This window comes from Pseudomonas palmensis (genome assembly GCF_017848315.1).
GTDB lineage: Bacteria > Pseudomonadota > Gammaproteobacteria > Pseudomonadales > Pseudomonadaceae > Aquipseudomonas > Aquipseudomonas palmensis.
Window position 1 is genome coordinate 33,841 of the sequence record NZ_JAFKEC010000007.1, and the last position, 15,700, is coordinate 49,540.

Here is a 15,700-nt window from a genome sequence, read left to right on the forward strand (position 1 = left end):
CACTCCAGGCATCAGAAACGCCAGATCACGTCGATGAAGGCGCGGTGCATGTACGAGTCCGCTTCCTTGCCATAGGCGTCGCCTGGCTTGAACACCCCACCGCGAAAGCGCACCAGTGCCGACGGTTCGTCGATCGACTGGCTCAGCGCGGCCGGCAGCAGGCCCTGCTTGAAGTACTTGGTGACCACCAGGTCCATCTCCTGGCCGAGGTCTTTTTCGCCCTGGATCAGCGGGCGGTTGATGCCGTCATCATCGACCACGGCGTTGATGCCGCTGCTGCCGATGTTCTGCTTGCCGTCGACGCGCCAGAACTTGTGGTACACCAGGCTTGCGTCGTAGTCGTCGCGCAGTTGCCAGGAGGTGAACAGGGTGGCGGCCTGCAGGTTGCCCAGCTCGCCACGGAAGGCCTCGCCGAAGCGGTGCACACGCGAGCGGGTGCCGGTGAAGTTGGAGCGGTTGCTCTCAAGGCCGGTCTGTTCGAAGTTGCCCGAGCCGTCGCTGCCACCGCCGCCGCTGCCGCGGGCATAGGCCGCGCCCACCTGCCAGTTGGGGTCCAGGCGCAGGCGGATGCCCAGGTCGGTGGCCCAGGCGTTGACATCGCCGCTCTGCTTTTGCGTGGCCAACTGGTCGCCGTTGGCCAGGGTGGTGGCGCTCAGGCGATCACGGTCGCCGGTGAGCCAGGTGACGCTGCCCCAGTAGTTGACGGTGTTCTGGTTGCGCCAGTTGTAGGCGTCGCTGTTGGCCTCAAGGCCCAGCCAGGTGAGGTCGCCGTTGCGGGTCTTGTCCAGCGGGTCGAGGGTCTCGCCCGGGTTCTTCAGCTTGCCGTCGTCGTGGGTGTGGTGCGCGCGCAGGCCGACCCAGTGGCCGGGGGTCCATTGCGCGGCCACGTCGCCGTAGACGTGCAGGCGGTCCTTGTCTTCGGGGGCCAGGTCGGTGAGGTCGGTGCGGTACTCGCTGAAACGCTGGGCCACGCCGGCGTTGGCGCGCAGCAGGGTGGTGTCGAAGGTCCAGTTCAGCGCCTCGATGTTGGTGTCGCGCCACATGCCGTCGTCGCTGCGCAGGCGCTGGCGGCCCAGGCGCAGTTGCTCGCCGGGGTAGGCGGTCAGGCCGCTGTAGCCGACCCAGAACTCGCGCATGGCCAGGTAGCTCTTGTCCTGCTCGCGGCCGCTGGCGCGGCGGGTTTCGACCTGGCTGTCGTCGTCGGCCTGGCGCAGGGTGTCGGTGTCGATGGTGTCGGTGGCGGTGACCGCCTGGCCCATGGCGTAGGCGCTCCAGTTGCCGCGCTCGCCATACACCCAGGGGCGCAGGTCCAGGCCCAGGCCGTTGACGTCGCCGCCGGAGCGGGTGCCCAGGTCGCGGTCATCCTCGGACTGGCCGGTGACTTTCACTTCCAGGCCGAAGTTCTTCTCGGCGGTCATCGCGGCCAGGGTCGGGCACGACCAGAGCAGGGCACAGCCCAGGCCCAGGCCGGCCTTCATCCACGGGTTGAGTGTCATAGGGATTCCTCGCCGTCTTGTTCGGTGGTGTCCTGCAGGGCCTGCATGGCCTGGGCGCCGGGGCCCTGACCCATGGCGCCACGGGCCTGGCGCTCCTGTTGCAACAGGCGCTGGGCCTGGGCCTTCTGCGGGGCGGATAGCTGCTGGTCGAGCTCGCCGGCCATTGCCGTCGATTGCTCGCTGGGGTTGGCCTGCACCAGTTGCGCGAACACCCAGGCGTTGACCAGGTCCTGGCGAATGCCGCGACCTTCGCTGAACAGCTGGGCCAGCGCGTAGTCGGCGCTGAGCTGGCCGCCACGGGCGGCGCGCAGCAGGTGATCGACGGCTTTCTGCGGTTCGACCTGGCCCAGATAGCCACGGCGGTAGAGCTGGCCGAGGTAGTAGTGGGCGCTGATTTCGCCGGCATCGGCGGCGGACTGCAGGTGCGTCTCGGCTTTTTTCGCGTCGGCCGGCACGGCCTTGCCTTCGTAGTAGAGGCGGCCCAGCAGCAGCTCGGCGCGCGGTTGTGCGGCCTCGCGGCCCTTGTCGATGTAGGCCAGCAACTGGTCGCTGTCGCCCAGCTCGGGGAAGCTGTAGAGCAGTTGCGCCAGGCTGACCCAGGACGCGGGGTTGCTCGGTGCGACCTGTTCGAGCAGGGCCTGGGCGGTTTTCTCGTCGGTCTGGCCCAGGCTGGGGTCGGCCAGTACGCGGGCCACGCTGTCGACCCGGCTGGCCGGTACCGCACCGCGGGCATAGGCGGCCTTGAGCTGGTCGATCAGCGCGGCCTGTTGTTCGGGCTGGGCACGCTTCTGGTACACGCTGGCCAGTTCCACATAGCAGATGTCGGTGCTGGCCAGTGCGGCCTTGCAGATACGTTCCACCTCGTCCAGGTGCTGGTCGTAGGTGTTGTGGGTACGGTACAGCAGCACCTGGGCCAGGCCCGCCCCGGGGTAGCCGGCGGCGCGCCATTGGTCGATCTGCTGCTGGGCATCGAGGTCGGGGAAACTCTGCGGGTATTGCAGGTAGAGCATGGCCAGCGGGATCAGGGTGTTGCTTTCGCCGGCGGCGAAGGCCTGCTTGAGCAGGCCCTGGGCCTCGTGGCGCTCGGCCTCGCTGCTGTCGGGCTTGGCCACCAGCAGACGGCCGAGGCGGGCCTGGGCGCGGGGCGAGGTGCGGGCGGCGGCGCGGTAGGTGGCCTCGGCCTGCCTGAGCTTGGCCGGGTCACCGGTTTCGACCTGGATATCGGCCAGGCCTACCTGGGCCTCGCTGTAGCCCAGGTCGGCGAGTTGCTGGTAGTTGCGCTCGGCCAGGGCGGTGTCGCCGCGCTTGAGGGCTTCGTTGGCCAGGCGCTGGTCGGGCAGGCCGGCGCAACCGGCCAGGCTGACGGCCAGGGCCAGTGCACCCATCGGTAGGAGCCGGCCTTGCCGGCGAAGGGGGCTGCACGATTCGCCGGCAAGGCCGGCTCCTACAGGGATCGCGGTGTGTTGGGTAGTCACCGGCATGTCCTCTTCAAAGCCCACGGGCCACGGCCTTGTCGATCAGCCAGTCCATCGACGGGCCCCGGTCGCTGTTGACCGACACCGGGCGCCCGGCCAGCTCGCTGGGCATCGGCGCATCCGGCTTGATCTGCACGCGAATGTCCGAAGACAGGTCGTCGCTGTTCTGGCTGGTGCTGCTGACGATGCGACCCTGGCGCACGTCGTCTTCGCCGGCCACCTGGAAGTTGACGCGGGTGCCGGGTTGCACTTCGTCGAACTGGCGGTAGCTGAAACGGGCCTCGATGATCGGGTTGGTGGTGCGCGGGATCAGCTGGAAGATCACTGCGCCCTTGCTCGCGTATTGCCCGTCATCAACCAGTTGCCTGGCCACCACGCAGTCGCACGGGCTGGTGAGGGTGCCGCTGAGCTGCTTGCCGAACAGTTCCTCGACCCGCGCCGGCTCCAGTTGCTGGTCGTCCAGGTGGCCCTTGAGCAGGTCGAGCATGCTGGTGTTGAACGAGGCCAGCGGCGCGCCCTTGACCACCGGGCCGTCCGCCTTCACCAGGCTCTGCACGGTGCCGTCGCGCGGCATGGTGACGTTGGTGGTGGGGACGCTGACCACCCCGGCTTCGGCATGGCTGACGAAGTACAGGCCGTACACCGACTTGGCGATGAAGCCGAACGCGGCCACGCCGACCACGAACACGCCGAGGCTGAAGGTGACCGCACGCAGGCGGCCGAAGGCGCTCAGGCCGCCGCCGGTGTCCTTCTGCTTGCGCGCCTTGGTGAAGTTGTCGCGTTGCAGGGTGCTGAGCACGTCGCCGATGCTGATCAGCTCGCCCGACAGGTGCGAGGTGATGATGTGGCGCAGGGTGGCGATGTCGCGCTGTTCCAGGTTCTGGAACTGCACGCCGGTACGACCGTCGGCGACGTTGTGCGAGCGCACCTGGAACTCGATGTCGATGGCCAGGCCCAGGTTGTCGACCACGAACTGCAGGCGGCCGCGCACCACTTCGCCGACCTTCAGCGGGTGGCGGGTGTAGAAGCTCAGGCCACCGGCCGAGAGGTCCTCGACCTTGACTTCGAGGGTCTCGCGGTTGGCCCCCAGGTAGCGCAGCTTGGCGGGGATCTTTACCCGGGCGTGCTGACGCTGGGCTTCGGACTCATGCACGACATTGGCATTCACGGCGGTATTCATGGCGATATGTTCCTGTTTATTCCGTAGGGCGGCGGCTCACACGACCATGAACAGCACAGCGACGAAGATGCTGGCTGCCGAGAAGGTCATGGTCCGCGAAGACCAGGTGTTGAACCATTGTTGAAAGCTCGCGAGGTCGCGTTTGAGCGCAGTGGGCTGGCGGGTCCAGGACTGCTTGTCGAGGCGGAAGAACACGTAGATCTTCATGATTGCGCCGACGATCTGGTTGTAATAGAGAATCAGCGGGTAGGCCGGGCCGATGGCATGCCCCGAGCACATCAGCATCAGGGTCAGGATCAGGCGGGTGATGCCGATCCACAGCAGGTACACCAGCAGGAAGGCAGGGCCGAACTTGAGGCTGGCGATCAGCGCCACGGTGAGCCCGAGCAGGCTGGTCCACATCGACACGCGCTGGTCGAACAGCACCACGCTGGTGAACAGGCCGAGGCGGCGAACGCCCAGGCCCAGGGCGCGGGAGTTCTGGCGCAGGTTGTTGCCGTACCAGCGGTACATGAGCTTGCGGCTGGCCTTGATGAAGCTCTTTTCCGGCGGGTGCTCGACCGTGTTGATCGCCGCATCCGGCACGTAGAACGTGTCGTAGCCCAGGCGCATGAGGCTGAACCAGCTGGACTTGTCGTCGCCGGTGAGGAACTTGAAGCGGCCCAGGCGCCAGTGCTGCAGCGAGTCGTTCTCGACGTCCTTGATGAACTCGGGGTTGGTCACCACGGCGGCGCGGAACACCGACATGCGCCCGGTCATGGTCAGCACGCGCTTGGACAGGGCCATCGAGCACATGTTGATGTGGCGCTGGGCAAAGCGCAGCTTGTGCCACTCGCTCATGATGTAGCCGCCGCGCACTTCGCAGAATTCGTTGGTGGTCAGGCCACCGACATTCGGGTAGAGCTTGAACCAGGGCACGGTCTTGGCCACCACGCCTTCGCCGAGCACGGTGTCGCCGTCGATCACCGCGACCACCGCGTTCTCGTCGGGCAGGTGGCGCGAGATGGCGCGAAAGCCGTAGGCCAGGCCGTCACGCTTGCCGGTGCCGGCGATGCGCACGAAGTCCAGGGCCACGCGGTCGGGCGGGTTGAACTTGGCCCACAGGCTTTTCACCAGCAGTTCGTCGCTCATTTCCACCAGTGAGCAGACCACGGTGGTGGGGTAGCCGCAGTCGATTGCCTCGCGGATCACCGAGCTGTACACCTGCGCGGTGGTCAGGGCGTCGATGCGAAAGCTGGTGACCATCAGGTACACGTGCGACGGGTCGGCCGCGCTGCCCAGTTTGCGCACCTTGCGTCGCAGCATCGGGTAGACGATGTAGAGGAACAGCATGCCCCGCACGAAGTGCGTGGCACCCATGGAATAACGCCAGATTCCGACAGCGCCGATGAGGAAGATGAAGTCCTTGGAGTCGGGGTCGAAAACGGTCTTGGGCAAGGCCAGGGCGATCAGCATGAGCAGGCTCACGTAGAACAGCCATCCGGCGACCTGTAGCAGGCCGTGCTTGAGCCTTTGCATGGTGTGCATCCGTAGCGAATGAATGGGAAGGAACTGCACGGGGCTGGGGCGACCCCGTGCAGTGGCTGCTGTTACCAGCAGATGCCTTCGGTGCGGCTGGTGGGGCAGGTCGGCTTGCCCATGAAGCCGACCAGGTCGATGACCTGCTTGCCGGCCGGGGCCTGTTGCGCCAGCGCACGGAACTTCTCGTCGCGGTTACCCAGCACGATCACGTCGGCGTGGTTGATCACCTGCTCGAAGTCGGCGTTGAGCAGGGACGAGACGTGGGGGATCTTCGACTCGATGTAGTCCTTGTTGGCGCCGTGCACGCGGGCGTACTCGACGTTGCTGTCGTAGATGTTGAGCTCGTAGCCCTTGCCGATCAGGCGTTCGGCCAGTTCCACCAGCGGGCTCTCGCGCAGGTCGTCGGTGCCGGCCTTGAAGCTCAGGCCCAGCAGGGCAACCTTGCGCTTGTCGTGGCTTTCGATGATGTCGAAGGCGTTCTGCACCTGGGACTCGTTGCTGGTCATCAGCGAGTTGAGCAGCGGCGCCTTCACGTCCAGGCTGCCGGCGCGGTAGGTGAGGGCGCGCACGTCCTTGGGCAGGCACGAGCCGCCGAAGGCGAAGCCTGGGCGCATGTAGTACTGCGACAGGTTCAGGGCCTTGTCCTGGCACACCACTTCCATCACTTCGCGGCCATCGACGCCGCAGGCCTTGGCGATGTTGCCGATCTCGTTGGCGAAGGTGACCTTGGTGGCGTGCCACACGTTGCAGGTGTACTTGATCATCTCGGCCACTTCGATGTCCTTGCGGATGATCGGGGCGTCGAGCTCTTCGTAGAGGGCCTGCAGCACGTCGCCGCTGGCGCGGTCGAGTTCGCCGATGACAGTCATCGGCGGCTGGTCGTAGTCCTTGATCGCGGTGCTTTCGCGCAGGAACTCGGGGTTGACCGCCACGCCGAAGTCGACGCCGGCCTTCTTGCCCGAGCAGTCTTCGAGAATCGGGATCACCACGTTCTTGACGGTGCCCGGCAGTACGGTGCTGCGCACCACGATGGTGTGGCGGCTGCTCTTGTCGCGCAGTACCAGACCGATTTCGCGGCACACCGACTCGATGTATTCCAGGCCCAGGTCACCGTTCTTCTTGCTCGGCGTACCGACGCAGATCATCGACACGTCGCTGTCGCGAATGGCCTGGGCAAAATCGGTGGTGCCCCGCAGGCGCTGGTTGGCAATGCCTTGCTGCAACAGGGCTTCGAGGCCCGGTTCCACGATGGGGGATTTGCCCTGGTTGATCAGGTCGATCTTGGTCGCCGATACATCCACGCCGATCACTTCATGGCCCCGGGCGGACAGGCAGCCCGCACAGACCGCACCTACATAACCCAAACCAAAGATGCTGATACGCATCGCATTCACCTCATGTGTTTATCATGTCGGCGCACAACTAAGCGCCAGACCGGGTTGGTTGACCAGCAAATTCAGGGTGCACGGAAGTATCACGGTTAAACCGCTAACTGCCGGCAGGCAAATTAAATTGGAGTGCGAAAAATAAACGGCACTCAAGTTGGCGACTAATGGCCATTTACATTAGGGGGTGAGCCCTGGACGGTATCCGTCTTTATTGCAGTACCCACTGCGCGTACTGCTGTGCTTGTTATTTCAAGTGGATTAAATCCTTTGAAATCAACCACTAGGACGATTTTTAAGGGTGCTCTCTCCTGGCTTGGACGCGTAATCTTGTCGAACAATTGCGCGGACAAAAAAGTGCTTTCAAAACTTCCTGATACTGTCCATTTGTCATGTACGTCATCTCTCACATACGTCACGAGATAATCCGTACCGGTGGTATGAGCGAGCCTCAAGGGGATAAGTTCCAGGCTCGCCCGAGTCGCCGTGAAGGATTTTTTAATATTTCAACAGTTGACGATACTTTCACTTTGATAGCACACGGCAGTTTCGTCCCGTGTCTGTAGGGCAAACTTGGAGGGGGATGTTTTTATGCCAGCATGAAAAAAAATTTCAGGATATTTCGTCAGAAAACTACGAACGGTCTTATGACGTTTGGCGATATGGCTAGAGGGGGTGGTTTTTTGGCGCCACGGGATTGGCGCCTGGCGGGCTGTGAGGACGCCATCGCGAGTCAACCCCGCGCCCGCAAGGATTCAGGTGATCCCGGGGGGAGCGGGGGGACCCGCGATGCTTTCTACTCGGCCGGGTGGTCGCGCAGGAACACCAGGTTGTCCGGTTTGGACTGCTCGGCACTGTAGTAGTAGCCCTGCACGTCGAACTGCTTGAGCCGCTCGGGGTCGTCGATGCGCTCCTGGGTCACGAACCGGGTCATCATGCCCCGCGCTTTCTTGGCATAGAAGCTGATGATCTTGTACTGGCCATTCTTGAAGTCGCGAAACTCGGTGTTGATCACCCGCGCCTTCAACGCGCTGCGCTTGACCGCCGAGAAGTACTCGTTGCTGGCCAGGTTCAGCAGCAGGTCGTCGCCTTGTTCGGCCAGCGCCTGGTTCAGCCACTCGCTGATGCGCGAGCCCCAGAAGGCGTAGAGGTCCTTGCCGCGGGCGTTGGCCAGCTTGGTGCCCATCTCCAGCCGGTAGGGCTGCATCAGGTCCAGCGGACGCAGCAGGCCGTACAGCCCCGACAGCATGCGCAGGTGCTGCTGGGCATAGGTGAAGTCGTCTTCGCTCAGGCTCTGTGCATCCAGGCCGGTGTACACGTCGCCCTTGAACGCCAGCAGCGCCTGCTTGGCGTTGGCCGGGGTGAAGTTCGGGGTCCAGCTGCCGAAGCGCGCGGCATTGAGGCCGGCCAGCTTGTCCGAGAGGTGCATCAGGTCGCTGATCTGCTGCGGCGAAAGTTCGCGCAGTTGCAGGATCAGTTCCTGGGAGTCGTCCAGGTATTGCGGCAGGGTGTGCCGCTGGGTAACGGGCGGGGTGTCGTAATCGAGGGTCTTGGCGGGTGAGATCACCGTCAGCATGAGGTCGGCTCCTTGAATCGTGGCGTCGATTCTACGGGCGGGGGGCGCCGATCTCCAACTATCGCGCCAATAGCCAAGACCCTGGCGGCGCTTGGCGCTATAGTGCGCGGCGAGAAAATGGAGAGTGTGATCGTGCGCATAGCCCTTCTTTTACTGGCCGGCCTGCTGAGCACGCTGGTGCACGCTGCCCCGATCGAGCTGGCCCGGTTCGACCGCAGCGTGTGGCCCGAACAACTCGACAGCCCGGCCCTGTTCGATGTGGCCTCGCGTGCCGAAATCCTCAGCTTTGCCCGCGTGCTGTATGACAGCGAGGCCCTGAGCGAGGCGCAGCTGGCCGAGCGCCTGAACCTTCGCCAGGTCAACCTGGTGACGCTGAATGCCTTGCGTCAGCGCCTGTGGCAGCGGCTGTGGCGCAACTATGACCTGGCCCAGCAGAGCTGCGAGCAGGACGCCTCGTTCTGCTACGCCATCGACAGCCTGCCGGACCTGCGCCAGCAGGCGGGCAAGTTCAGTGTTGCAGACGATTCGTTCTACGCCGGTTGGGCGCAGCCAAGCCGGCGTTTTCACGAGTACTACCTGAACGAGCAATTGCGCAAGGCGGCGCTGTTTACCCAGACCTCCAGCGAGGTGGAGCGGTTTTCCGACCAGGAGCGCGATGGCCAGGCACTCAACGACCGGCTGTTCGTGCTCAGCTTCGATGGCGGCCCGGGGCCGGCTACCGAGGCGCTGACCGACTACCTGCGCCGGCAGAAGCTTGGCGGGCTGTTCTTCGTGGTGGGCAAGAACCTGCAGGCGCGCCGCGACCAGACCTCGGCCGCGGCGCTGCAGCAACTGTATGCCGGGCAGTGCGTGGGGTTGCAGGGCTGGCAGTACAGCTCGCATGCGCAGTGGACCGGCTGGCAGGACTCGGTGGTCTCCAGCCGGGCATTGGTACAGAGCAGCCTGCCCGAGGCATTCGTGCCGCTGTTTCGCCCGCCCTACGGGCAGCGCCGCGCCGACAGTGCAGCGTTTTTTGCCGGCCAGCAGCTGCAGGTGATGTTGTGGGATATCGACGCCCAGGACCAGGCCGGGTTGAATGCCGAGCAGTCGGCGCAGCGGGTGCTGAGCCTGATGCTGCTGTGGCGCCGCGGGGTGATCCAGTTTCATGACGGCCAGCCCAGGGCCCAGGCGGCGATCGACTGGCTGCTGCAGCACACGGCCCAGAGCGGGATTGGCTGGGGCAACTGCCGGGAATTCGCCGAAACCCCGTAATCGCTTGGCGCGGCGACACCCGGCGGAAAAAATCGCCAGGCGTTCATCGGGGTTTGATCATTAACTGTAGTGGTGCTTGCGGCTCACGCCAAGGGCTTGACCGCACAACGAAAAATAAACTTCAAAAAAACGTAAAAACGCTTTTTATCGTCACGGGTTTTGCGGTATCAAGAAGTCAGACCGCCGAACCCTGCAGCACAGGTGGCGTACTAATGGCCCCTCCTTTGTTCGCAGCTTCCCTACCGTAACGACGCGGCCAGGGGGAGACCGGCGGTCACTTCGCGGCGCAGCACCGCCCAGGTATTGCGTCGTCTGGCCCCTACAAAGGTGACCGAGTATGGATGATCAAGGACGTAACGTTTCTTCCAACCAGCCAATCCTTTACGTGCTCGATACCAATGTTCTGATTCACGATCCGAACGCCTTGCTGAATTTCGAGGAACACCACGTCGCGCTGCCGATGACCGTGCTCGAGGAGCTCGACAAACTCAAGACCGGCAAACACACGATCGCCGCCGAATGCCGCCAGGCCATTCGTCTGATCGACCAGACCCTGGGCGATGCCACGCCCGAGGATGTCGAGCAGGGCGTACCGATCCAGCGCGGCAAGAGCGGCCCCAAGGGCTTCCTGTCGATCCTGATGACCCCACGCGCCGAACCCAACCGGCTGCTGCCAGAACACCTCAACGACAACATCATCATCAACCAGTTGCTCGAGCTGCGTAGCCGGCGCAAGGAACTGGACGTGGTGCTGGTGACCAAAGACATCAACATGCGCCTCAAGGCCCGCGCCTGCGGTATCGCCGCCGAGGACTACAGTACCGATCAGCTGGTCGACGACGTTTCGTTGCTGCCCAAGGGCTACCATTCGGTCAGCGGCTCGTTCTGGGACCGCGTCAACAAGGTCGAGACCCGCCAGGAGCGCGGGCGCACCTGGCACCGCGTGCAGCTGGCCGACAACCTGCCGGCGGTTCACATCAACGAGTTCATCATCGACGAGCAGGGCTTCGTCGGCTGGGTCAAGGGCATCCGTGACAGCGAGTTGCTGCTGCTCGACCTGCATCAGGAGCCACTGCTGCACCAGGAAGCCTGGGGCCTGAAACCGCGTGACATCCATCAGGGCCTGGCGCTGTTCGCCCTGCTCGACCCCGACATCCACCTGGTCAACCTCACCGGTGCCGCAGGTTCGGGCAAGACCATCCTGGCACTGGCCGCAGCCATCGAGCAGACGATGGTCAGCAAGCGCTATCGGCGCATCATCGCCACCCGCAGCGTGCAGGGGCTGGACCAGGAAATCGGCTTCCTGCCGGGCACCGAAGCGGAAAAAATGGAGCCCTGGCTGGGGGCGATCACCGACAACCTCGAAGCCTTGCACATGGACGACGAAAACACCCATGGCAGCGTCGAGTACATCCTCGAGCGCGTGCCGTTGCAGTTCAAGTCGCTCAACTACATTCGCGGTCGCAGCTTCCAGCAGAGCCTGATCCTGATCGACGAATGCCAGAACCTCACCCCGCACCAGATGAAGACCATCATCACCCGTGCCGGGGCCGGGTCCAAGGTGATCTGCCTGGGCAACCTGGCGCAGATCGACACCCCTTACCTGTCCGCCACCAGCTCGGGCCTGACCTACCTGACCGAGCGCTTCAAGGACTTCCCCAACGGCGTGCACATCACCCTGCAGGGCGTGCCGCGTTCGGTCCTGGCCGAATACGCCGAATCCCACCTGTAACCCCTGCCACCGGGCGGCCTTGCGCCGCCCGGTTTTTTCCGCTGCCTAATGTTGACCCCTGGGTTTACAATCGGTGCTCCTGATCAGGAGTAACCCTGTGCTGACTCATCTCGATTCCCAAGGTCGGGCCAACATGGTCGACGTCACCGACAAAGCCGTCACCTCGCGCGAGGCGGTGGCCGAAGCGCGGGTGCGCATGCTCCCGCAAACCTTGCAGATGATCGTGGCTGGCGGCCACCCCAAGGGCGACGTGTTTGCCGTGGCGCGCATTGCCGGCATCCAGGCGGCAAAGAAGACCAGCGATCTGATCCCGCTGTGCCACCCGTTGATGCTCACCAGCGTCAAGCTCGAGCTGACTGGCGAAGGCGACGACACGGTGCATATCGTGGCGCGCTGCAAGCTGGCCGGGCAGACCGGCGTCGAGATGGAGGCCCTGACGGCCGCCAGTGTGGCGGCGCTGACGATCTACGACATGTGCAAGGCGGTGGACCGGGGCATGACCATCCACAGCGTGCGTGTGCTGGAAAAACTGGGCGGCAAGAGCGGGCACTACCAGGTGGAGGCGCCATGAACATCGACGTGGTGTATTTCGCGCGGTATCGCGAGGCGCTGGACAGCGACGGCGAACGCCTCGACGGGCTGTTCGACAGCGTCGACGATGTGCGCAAGGCCCTGCTGGCACGCGGGGAGGGGTACGCGATGCTGGGCGAGCAGAACCTGATGTGCGCGCGCAACCAGGAGTTGTGCAGGCTCGAGGAGCCGGTGGCCGACGGCGACGAAGTAGCGTTCTTTCCGCCCGTGACCGGGGGCTGAGGTGGGCGTTCGAGTGCAGGCCGCCGCGTTCGACCCCGGCGCCGAGACCAATGCGATGCACGCGGCCAACGTCGGGGTGGGCGCGGTGGTGTCGTTTGTCGGCTATGTGCGCGACTTCAACGACGGTCGCGAGGTGGCGGGGATGTTCCTGGAGCATTACCCGGGCATGACCGAAAAGGCCCTGGCCAAGATCGTGCTGGAGGCCGAGCAGCGCTGGCCGTTGCTCAAGGTCGAGGTGCTGCACCGTATCGGCGCATTGCAGCCGGGCGAGCCGATCGTGTTCGTGGGGGTAGCCAGTGCGCACCGACAGGCGGCGTTCCAGGCGTGCGACTTCGTGATGGACTATCTCAAGACCCGCGCGCCGTTCTGGAAGAAGGAGCAGACCGGCGAGGGGCCGCGCTGGGTCGAGGGGCGCCAGAGTGATGCGGACGCTGCGGGGCGTTGGTAGACGCCCCGCCGGCAAGGCTGGCTCCTGCAACGGTGCGGTGCCGCGAATCGGTTGAAAATTAATACACAAAAGTCCAGTATGGAATTATAAGTACAAAATAGTTCCAGGCTGCCTTGTGCCCGCCGCTTTTTCCTCTGTCTTGCAACACACCCCAACAACGAGCGAGAGAGACCGCTGATGAAAACCCCATCCCTGTTGGCTGCGCTGGCGTTGAGCCTGTTTGCCGCCGCCCCGTCGTTCGCCGCTGAAAAGACCCTGCGCATCGGTATCGAAGCTGCCTACCCACCGTTCGCGTTCAAGACCGCCGACGGCGCTATCAGTGGCTTCGACTACGACATCGGCAACGCCCTGTGCGCGCAGATGCAGGTCAAGTGCCAGTGGACCGAACAGGAATACGACGGCCTGATCCCGTCGCTCAAGGTCAAGAAGATCGACGCCGCCCTGTCGTCGATCACCATCACCGAAGACCGCAAGAAGTCGGTGGACTTCACCCACAAGTACTACTTCACCTCCGCACGCCTGGCCATGAAGGTCGGCAGCCAGGTCGATGACGACTTCGCCAACCTCAAGGGCAAGCGCATCGGCGTGCAGCGCGCGACCACCACCGACCGCTATGTGACTGCGGAACTGGTGCCCAAGGGCATCGAGATCGTGCGCTACACCAGCAACGAGGAAATCTTCATGGACCTGGTGGCCGGTCGCCTGGACGGTGTGTTCGCTGACACCATCCCGCTTGAACAGGGCTTCTTGGAGACGCCCAAGGGCCAGGGTTACGGGTTTGTCGGGCCAGAGCTGAAAGACCCCAAGTACGTGGGTGAGGGCGCCGGGATCGCGGTGCGCAAGGGCAACGCCGAACTGGTGGCCCAGTTGAACGCGGCCATCGACGCCATTCGCGCCAATGGCGAGTACCAGAAGATCCAGGCCAAGTACTTCAAGTCCGACATCTACGGCGACTGACCGTCGCCTGCCCGAGGCCTGAGTTCGTTCAGGCCTTGAGCTCCTTGAGGTGCTTGTACACCGTGGCCCGGCCCATGTTCAGCACGTTGGCCACGTAGTTGGCGGCGCTCTTGCCGCGAAACGCACCCTCGGCGTGCAGGGCCAGCACCAGTTCGCGCTTGTGGTCGCGATTCAGGTTGCTCAGTGCCAGCTGGCGCTCGCGCAGCCAGCTGTTGAGAAACGTGTTGATGCGCTCCTGCCAGTCATCGCGAAACAGCGCGTCGGGCTGGGCGATCAGCCGGGTGGGCGAGAGAAACAGGTCCAGCGCCGCCTTGGCGTTTTCGAACATCGAGATGTTCAGGTTGATGCACAGCACGGCCTGCGGCTTGCCTTGGGCGTCGCGCAGCACGGTGCTGAGCGAGCGGATCTTCTGCCCGTCCCAATTGAGCTTTTCGTAGGGGCCGATGTTGGTTTCGTCGGTACCTGCCTCGAACATGTCTTCCAGGGCCGCATCGTCGCCGATCTCGCGCTTGGACAGGTTATTGGCGATGTAGTCGATCTTCTGGCTGCGCAGGTCGTGCAGCACCACCTCGGCGTGGGGGAAGAACAGCGTGGCGATGGCGTCGGCAATCGCGCGAAAGTTGCTCAGGGCGGGGTCGTGGGGCGGTATCGGCATGCAGGCGGGCTCCAGGCGGTGTCAGCGCCCTAGGCGAAGGGCGCTGGGAGTGTGCCGCAAACGCGGGCGGGCGTCACCCGTGCAGGCGGTACAGGGCGTTGGCCAGGGCGATGTCTTCCAGGCCCAGGCCGATGGAGCGGAAGAAGGCATGGCGCTGGTAGGTCGGGCGCGGCGCCTGCTCGCTGAGCAACTGGGCCAGGTCGCCGATGATGGCGTCGGCCTGCCAGCGGTGCTGCTCGCTGGCGATGCGCATCTCGCCGGCCGAGCCGGGTGTGGTCAGGCGGTAGTCGCAGTACACGTCCATGTCGGTCAGGCACTCGGGCGGCACTTCGTGGGCGCGTACCGCGTTGGTGCTGATCGAGGTGATCAGGGCCGGCTTGCTCAGCTGGCGCGGGTCGATCACAGGCTTTGCCGACGAGGTGCACAGCATGATCACGTCGGCGTCGTGCAGTGCTGATTGCAGGTCGTCCACCAGGCTTAGGCGCGGGTCGAGTGCACCGAGGGCTTCGCGCTGCTCGGCGCTTTTATCCTTGAGGCCTGGCGAGTGCAGGCGGATGTCCTGCCAGTCGCGCACGCCGCGCACATAGTGCAGGTGGGCCTGGGCGATGGGGCCGCTGCCGATCACGGTCAGGCGCCTGGCGCTGGTGGGGGCCAGGGCGTCGACCGCGACGGCGGTGGTGGCAGCGGTGCGTGCGGTGGTCAGTTCGCCGGCGTCGCACAATAGCAGTGGCTGGCCGCTGTCCATGGACATCAGCAATGTCCAGGCGGTGATCAGCGGCGCGCCTTCGCGCACGATGTAGGGCGAGGTCTTGACGCCGTAGACGCGGTCTTCGGCGAGCACCCCGCCGTAGTTGATGAAGTCGCCCCTGCCGGCCGGGAACTCCACCAGCTGTTGCGGCGGCTGCACGGCCTGGCCGGCGGCCAGGTCACGGAACAGCTTGCGCAGGATCTGCGGCACGTCCACCTGCGCGAGCAGTTGGCGGGCCAGGGGCTGGTCGATCACGCGTGGGGTAGACATGCGGCGCTCCATTTGAACTATTTTGTCTATTATGGACAAATAGTTTAATTGCGCCAACCCTATCGCGGGTCGAGCCTGCCCCCCACAATCATTACTGTTGTCGCTGTGGGAGCGGGCTTGACCCGCGATGAGCCAGCCCGGTCAACGCAAAAAAAACGCAGCCGGCGAGGGCTGCGTTTTCTGTCCATCAATC

The 15,700-nt window shown here is 64.3% G+C and carries 14 protein-coding genes; 6 read left to right on the forward strand and 8 right to left on the reverse strand.

What is annotated here, in order from left to right:
• Positions 1 to 11: 11 nt before the first annotated feature.
• The 6 genes from JZZ72_RS06345 to yaaA all read right to left on the reverse strand — a co-directional run bounded on the left by JZZ72_RS06345 (position 12) and on the right by yaaA (position 8,633).
• Positions 12 to 1,496, reverse strand: a complete 1,485-nt coding sequence (locus JZZ72_RS06345; protein WP_058540863.1) for an alginate export family protein — start codon at positions 1,494 to 1,496, stop codon at positions 12 to 14.
• Positions 1,493 to 2,881, reverse strand: coding sequence for an alginate biosynthesis TPR repeat lipoprotein AlgK (algK, locus tag JZZ72_RS06350; RefSeq protein WP_210014192.1), 1,389 nt, complete (start codon positions 2,879 to 2,881; stop codon positions 1,493 to 1,495). The genes JZZ72_RS06345 and algK overlap by 4 nt, the downstream gene beginning before the upstream one ends.
• A 103-nt stretch (positions 2,882 to 2,984) precedes the next feature.
• On the reverse strand, positions 2,985 to 4,151 hold the full coding sequence (locus JZZ72_RS06355) for an alginate biosynthesis protein Alg44 (RefSeq protein ID WP_043861005.1): 1,167 nt from the start codon (positions 4,149 to 4,151) through the stop codon (positions 2,985 to 2,987).
• A 36-nt stretch (positions 4,152 to 4,187) separates the two neighbouring features.
• Positions 4,188 to 5,678, reverse strand: a complete 1,491-nt coding sequence (alg8, locus tag JZZ72_RS06360) for a mannuronan synthase (RefSeq protein ID WP_370409113.1) — start codon at positions 5,676 to 5,678, stop codon at positions 4,188 to 4,190.
• A gap of 62 nt (positions 5,679 to 5,740) precedes the next feature.
• Positions 5,741 to 7,057: a nucleotide sugar dehydrogenase gene (locus JZZ72_RS06365; protein WP_043861007.1), complete on the reverse strand. Its 1,317-nt coding sequence runs from the start codon at positions 7,055 to 7,057 to the stop codon at positions 5,741 to 5,743.
• A 796-nt stretch (positions 7,058 to 7,853) separates the two neighbouring features.
• Positions 7,854 to 8,633: a peroxide stress protein YaaA gene (yaaA, locus tag JZZ72_RS06370; RefSeq protein ID WP_210014193.1), complete on the reverse strand. Its 780-nt coding sequence runs from the start codon at positions 8,631 to 8,633 to the stop codon at positions 7,854 to 7,856.
• Positions 8,634 to 8,765: 132 nt separating this feature from the next.
• On the opposite strand from yaaA, the gene JZZ72_RS06375 reads away from it, so the two are divergent.
• From JZZ72_RS06375 to JZZ72_RS06400, 6 genes are all read left to right on the forward strand, one after another.
• A complete protein-coding gene (locus JZZ72_RS06375) occupies positions 8,766 to 9,884 on the forward strand; it encodes a polysaccharide deacetylase family protein (RefSeq protein WP_116055223.1) in 1,119 nt (372 codons plus the stop codon).
• 337 nt (positions 9,885 to 10,221) lie between these two features.
• Positions 10,222 to 11,616: a PhoH family protein gene (locus JZZ72_RS06380; protein ID WP_043861009.1), complete on the forward strand. Its 1,395-nt coding sequence runs from the start codon at positions 10,222 to 10,224 to the stop codon at positions 11,614 to 11,616.
• Between the two features lie 97 nt (positions 11,617 to 11,713).
• Entirely contained in the window at positions 11,714 to 12,187 is a 474-nt protein-coding gene (gene moaC, locus JZZ72_RS06385) for a cyclic pyranopterin monophosphate synthase MoaC (RefSeq protein ID WP_058540865.1), read from the forward strand.
• Entirely contained in the window at positions 12,184 to 12,429 is a 246-nt protein-coding gene (locus tag JZZ72_RS06390) for a MoaD/ThiS family protein (protein ID WP_123752852.1), read from the forward strand. The genes moaC and JZZ72_RS06390 overlap by 4 nt, the downstream gene beginning before the upstream one ends.
• A gap of 1 nt (position 12,430) precedes the next feature.
• Complete coding sequence (gene moaE / locus JZZ72_RS06395; protein ID WP_123752851.1) at positions 12,431 to 12,877, forward strand: molybdopterin synthase catalytic subunit MoaE; 447 nt, start codon at positions 12,431 to 12,433, stop codon at positions 12,875 to 12,877.
• A gap of 177 nt (positions 12,878 to 13,054) precedes the next feature.
• Positions 13,055 to 13,834 (forward strand): ABC transporter substrate-binding protein, encoded by a 780-nt coding sequence (locus JZZ72_RS06400; protein ID WP_210014194.1) that lies wholly within the window; start codon positions 13,055 to 13,057, stop codon positions 13,832 to 13,834.
• 28 nt (positions 13,835 to 13,862) lie between these two features.
• Here JZZ72_RS06400 and JZZ72_RS06405 read toward each other — a convergent pair whose 3' ends face one another.
• Both JZZ72_RS06405 and JZZ72_RS06410 read right to left on the reverse strand, forming a co-directional pair.
• Entirely contained in the window at positions 13,863 to 14,489 is a 627-nt protein-coding gene (locus tag JZZ72_RS06405) for a helix-turn-helix transcriptional regulator (protein ID WP_054914846.1), read from the reverse strand.
• 73 nt (positions 14,490 to 14,562) lie between these two features.
• On the reverse strand, positions 14,563 to 15,507 hold the full coding sequence (locus JZZ72_RS06410; protein ID WP_210014195.1) for an ornithine cyclodeaminase family protein: 945 nt from the start codon (positions 15,505 to 15,507) through the stop codon (positions 14,563 to 14,565).
• Positions 15,508 to 15,700: the final 193 nt, after the last annotated feature.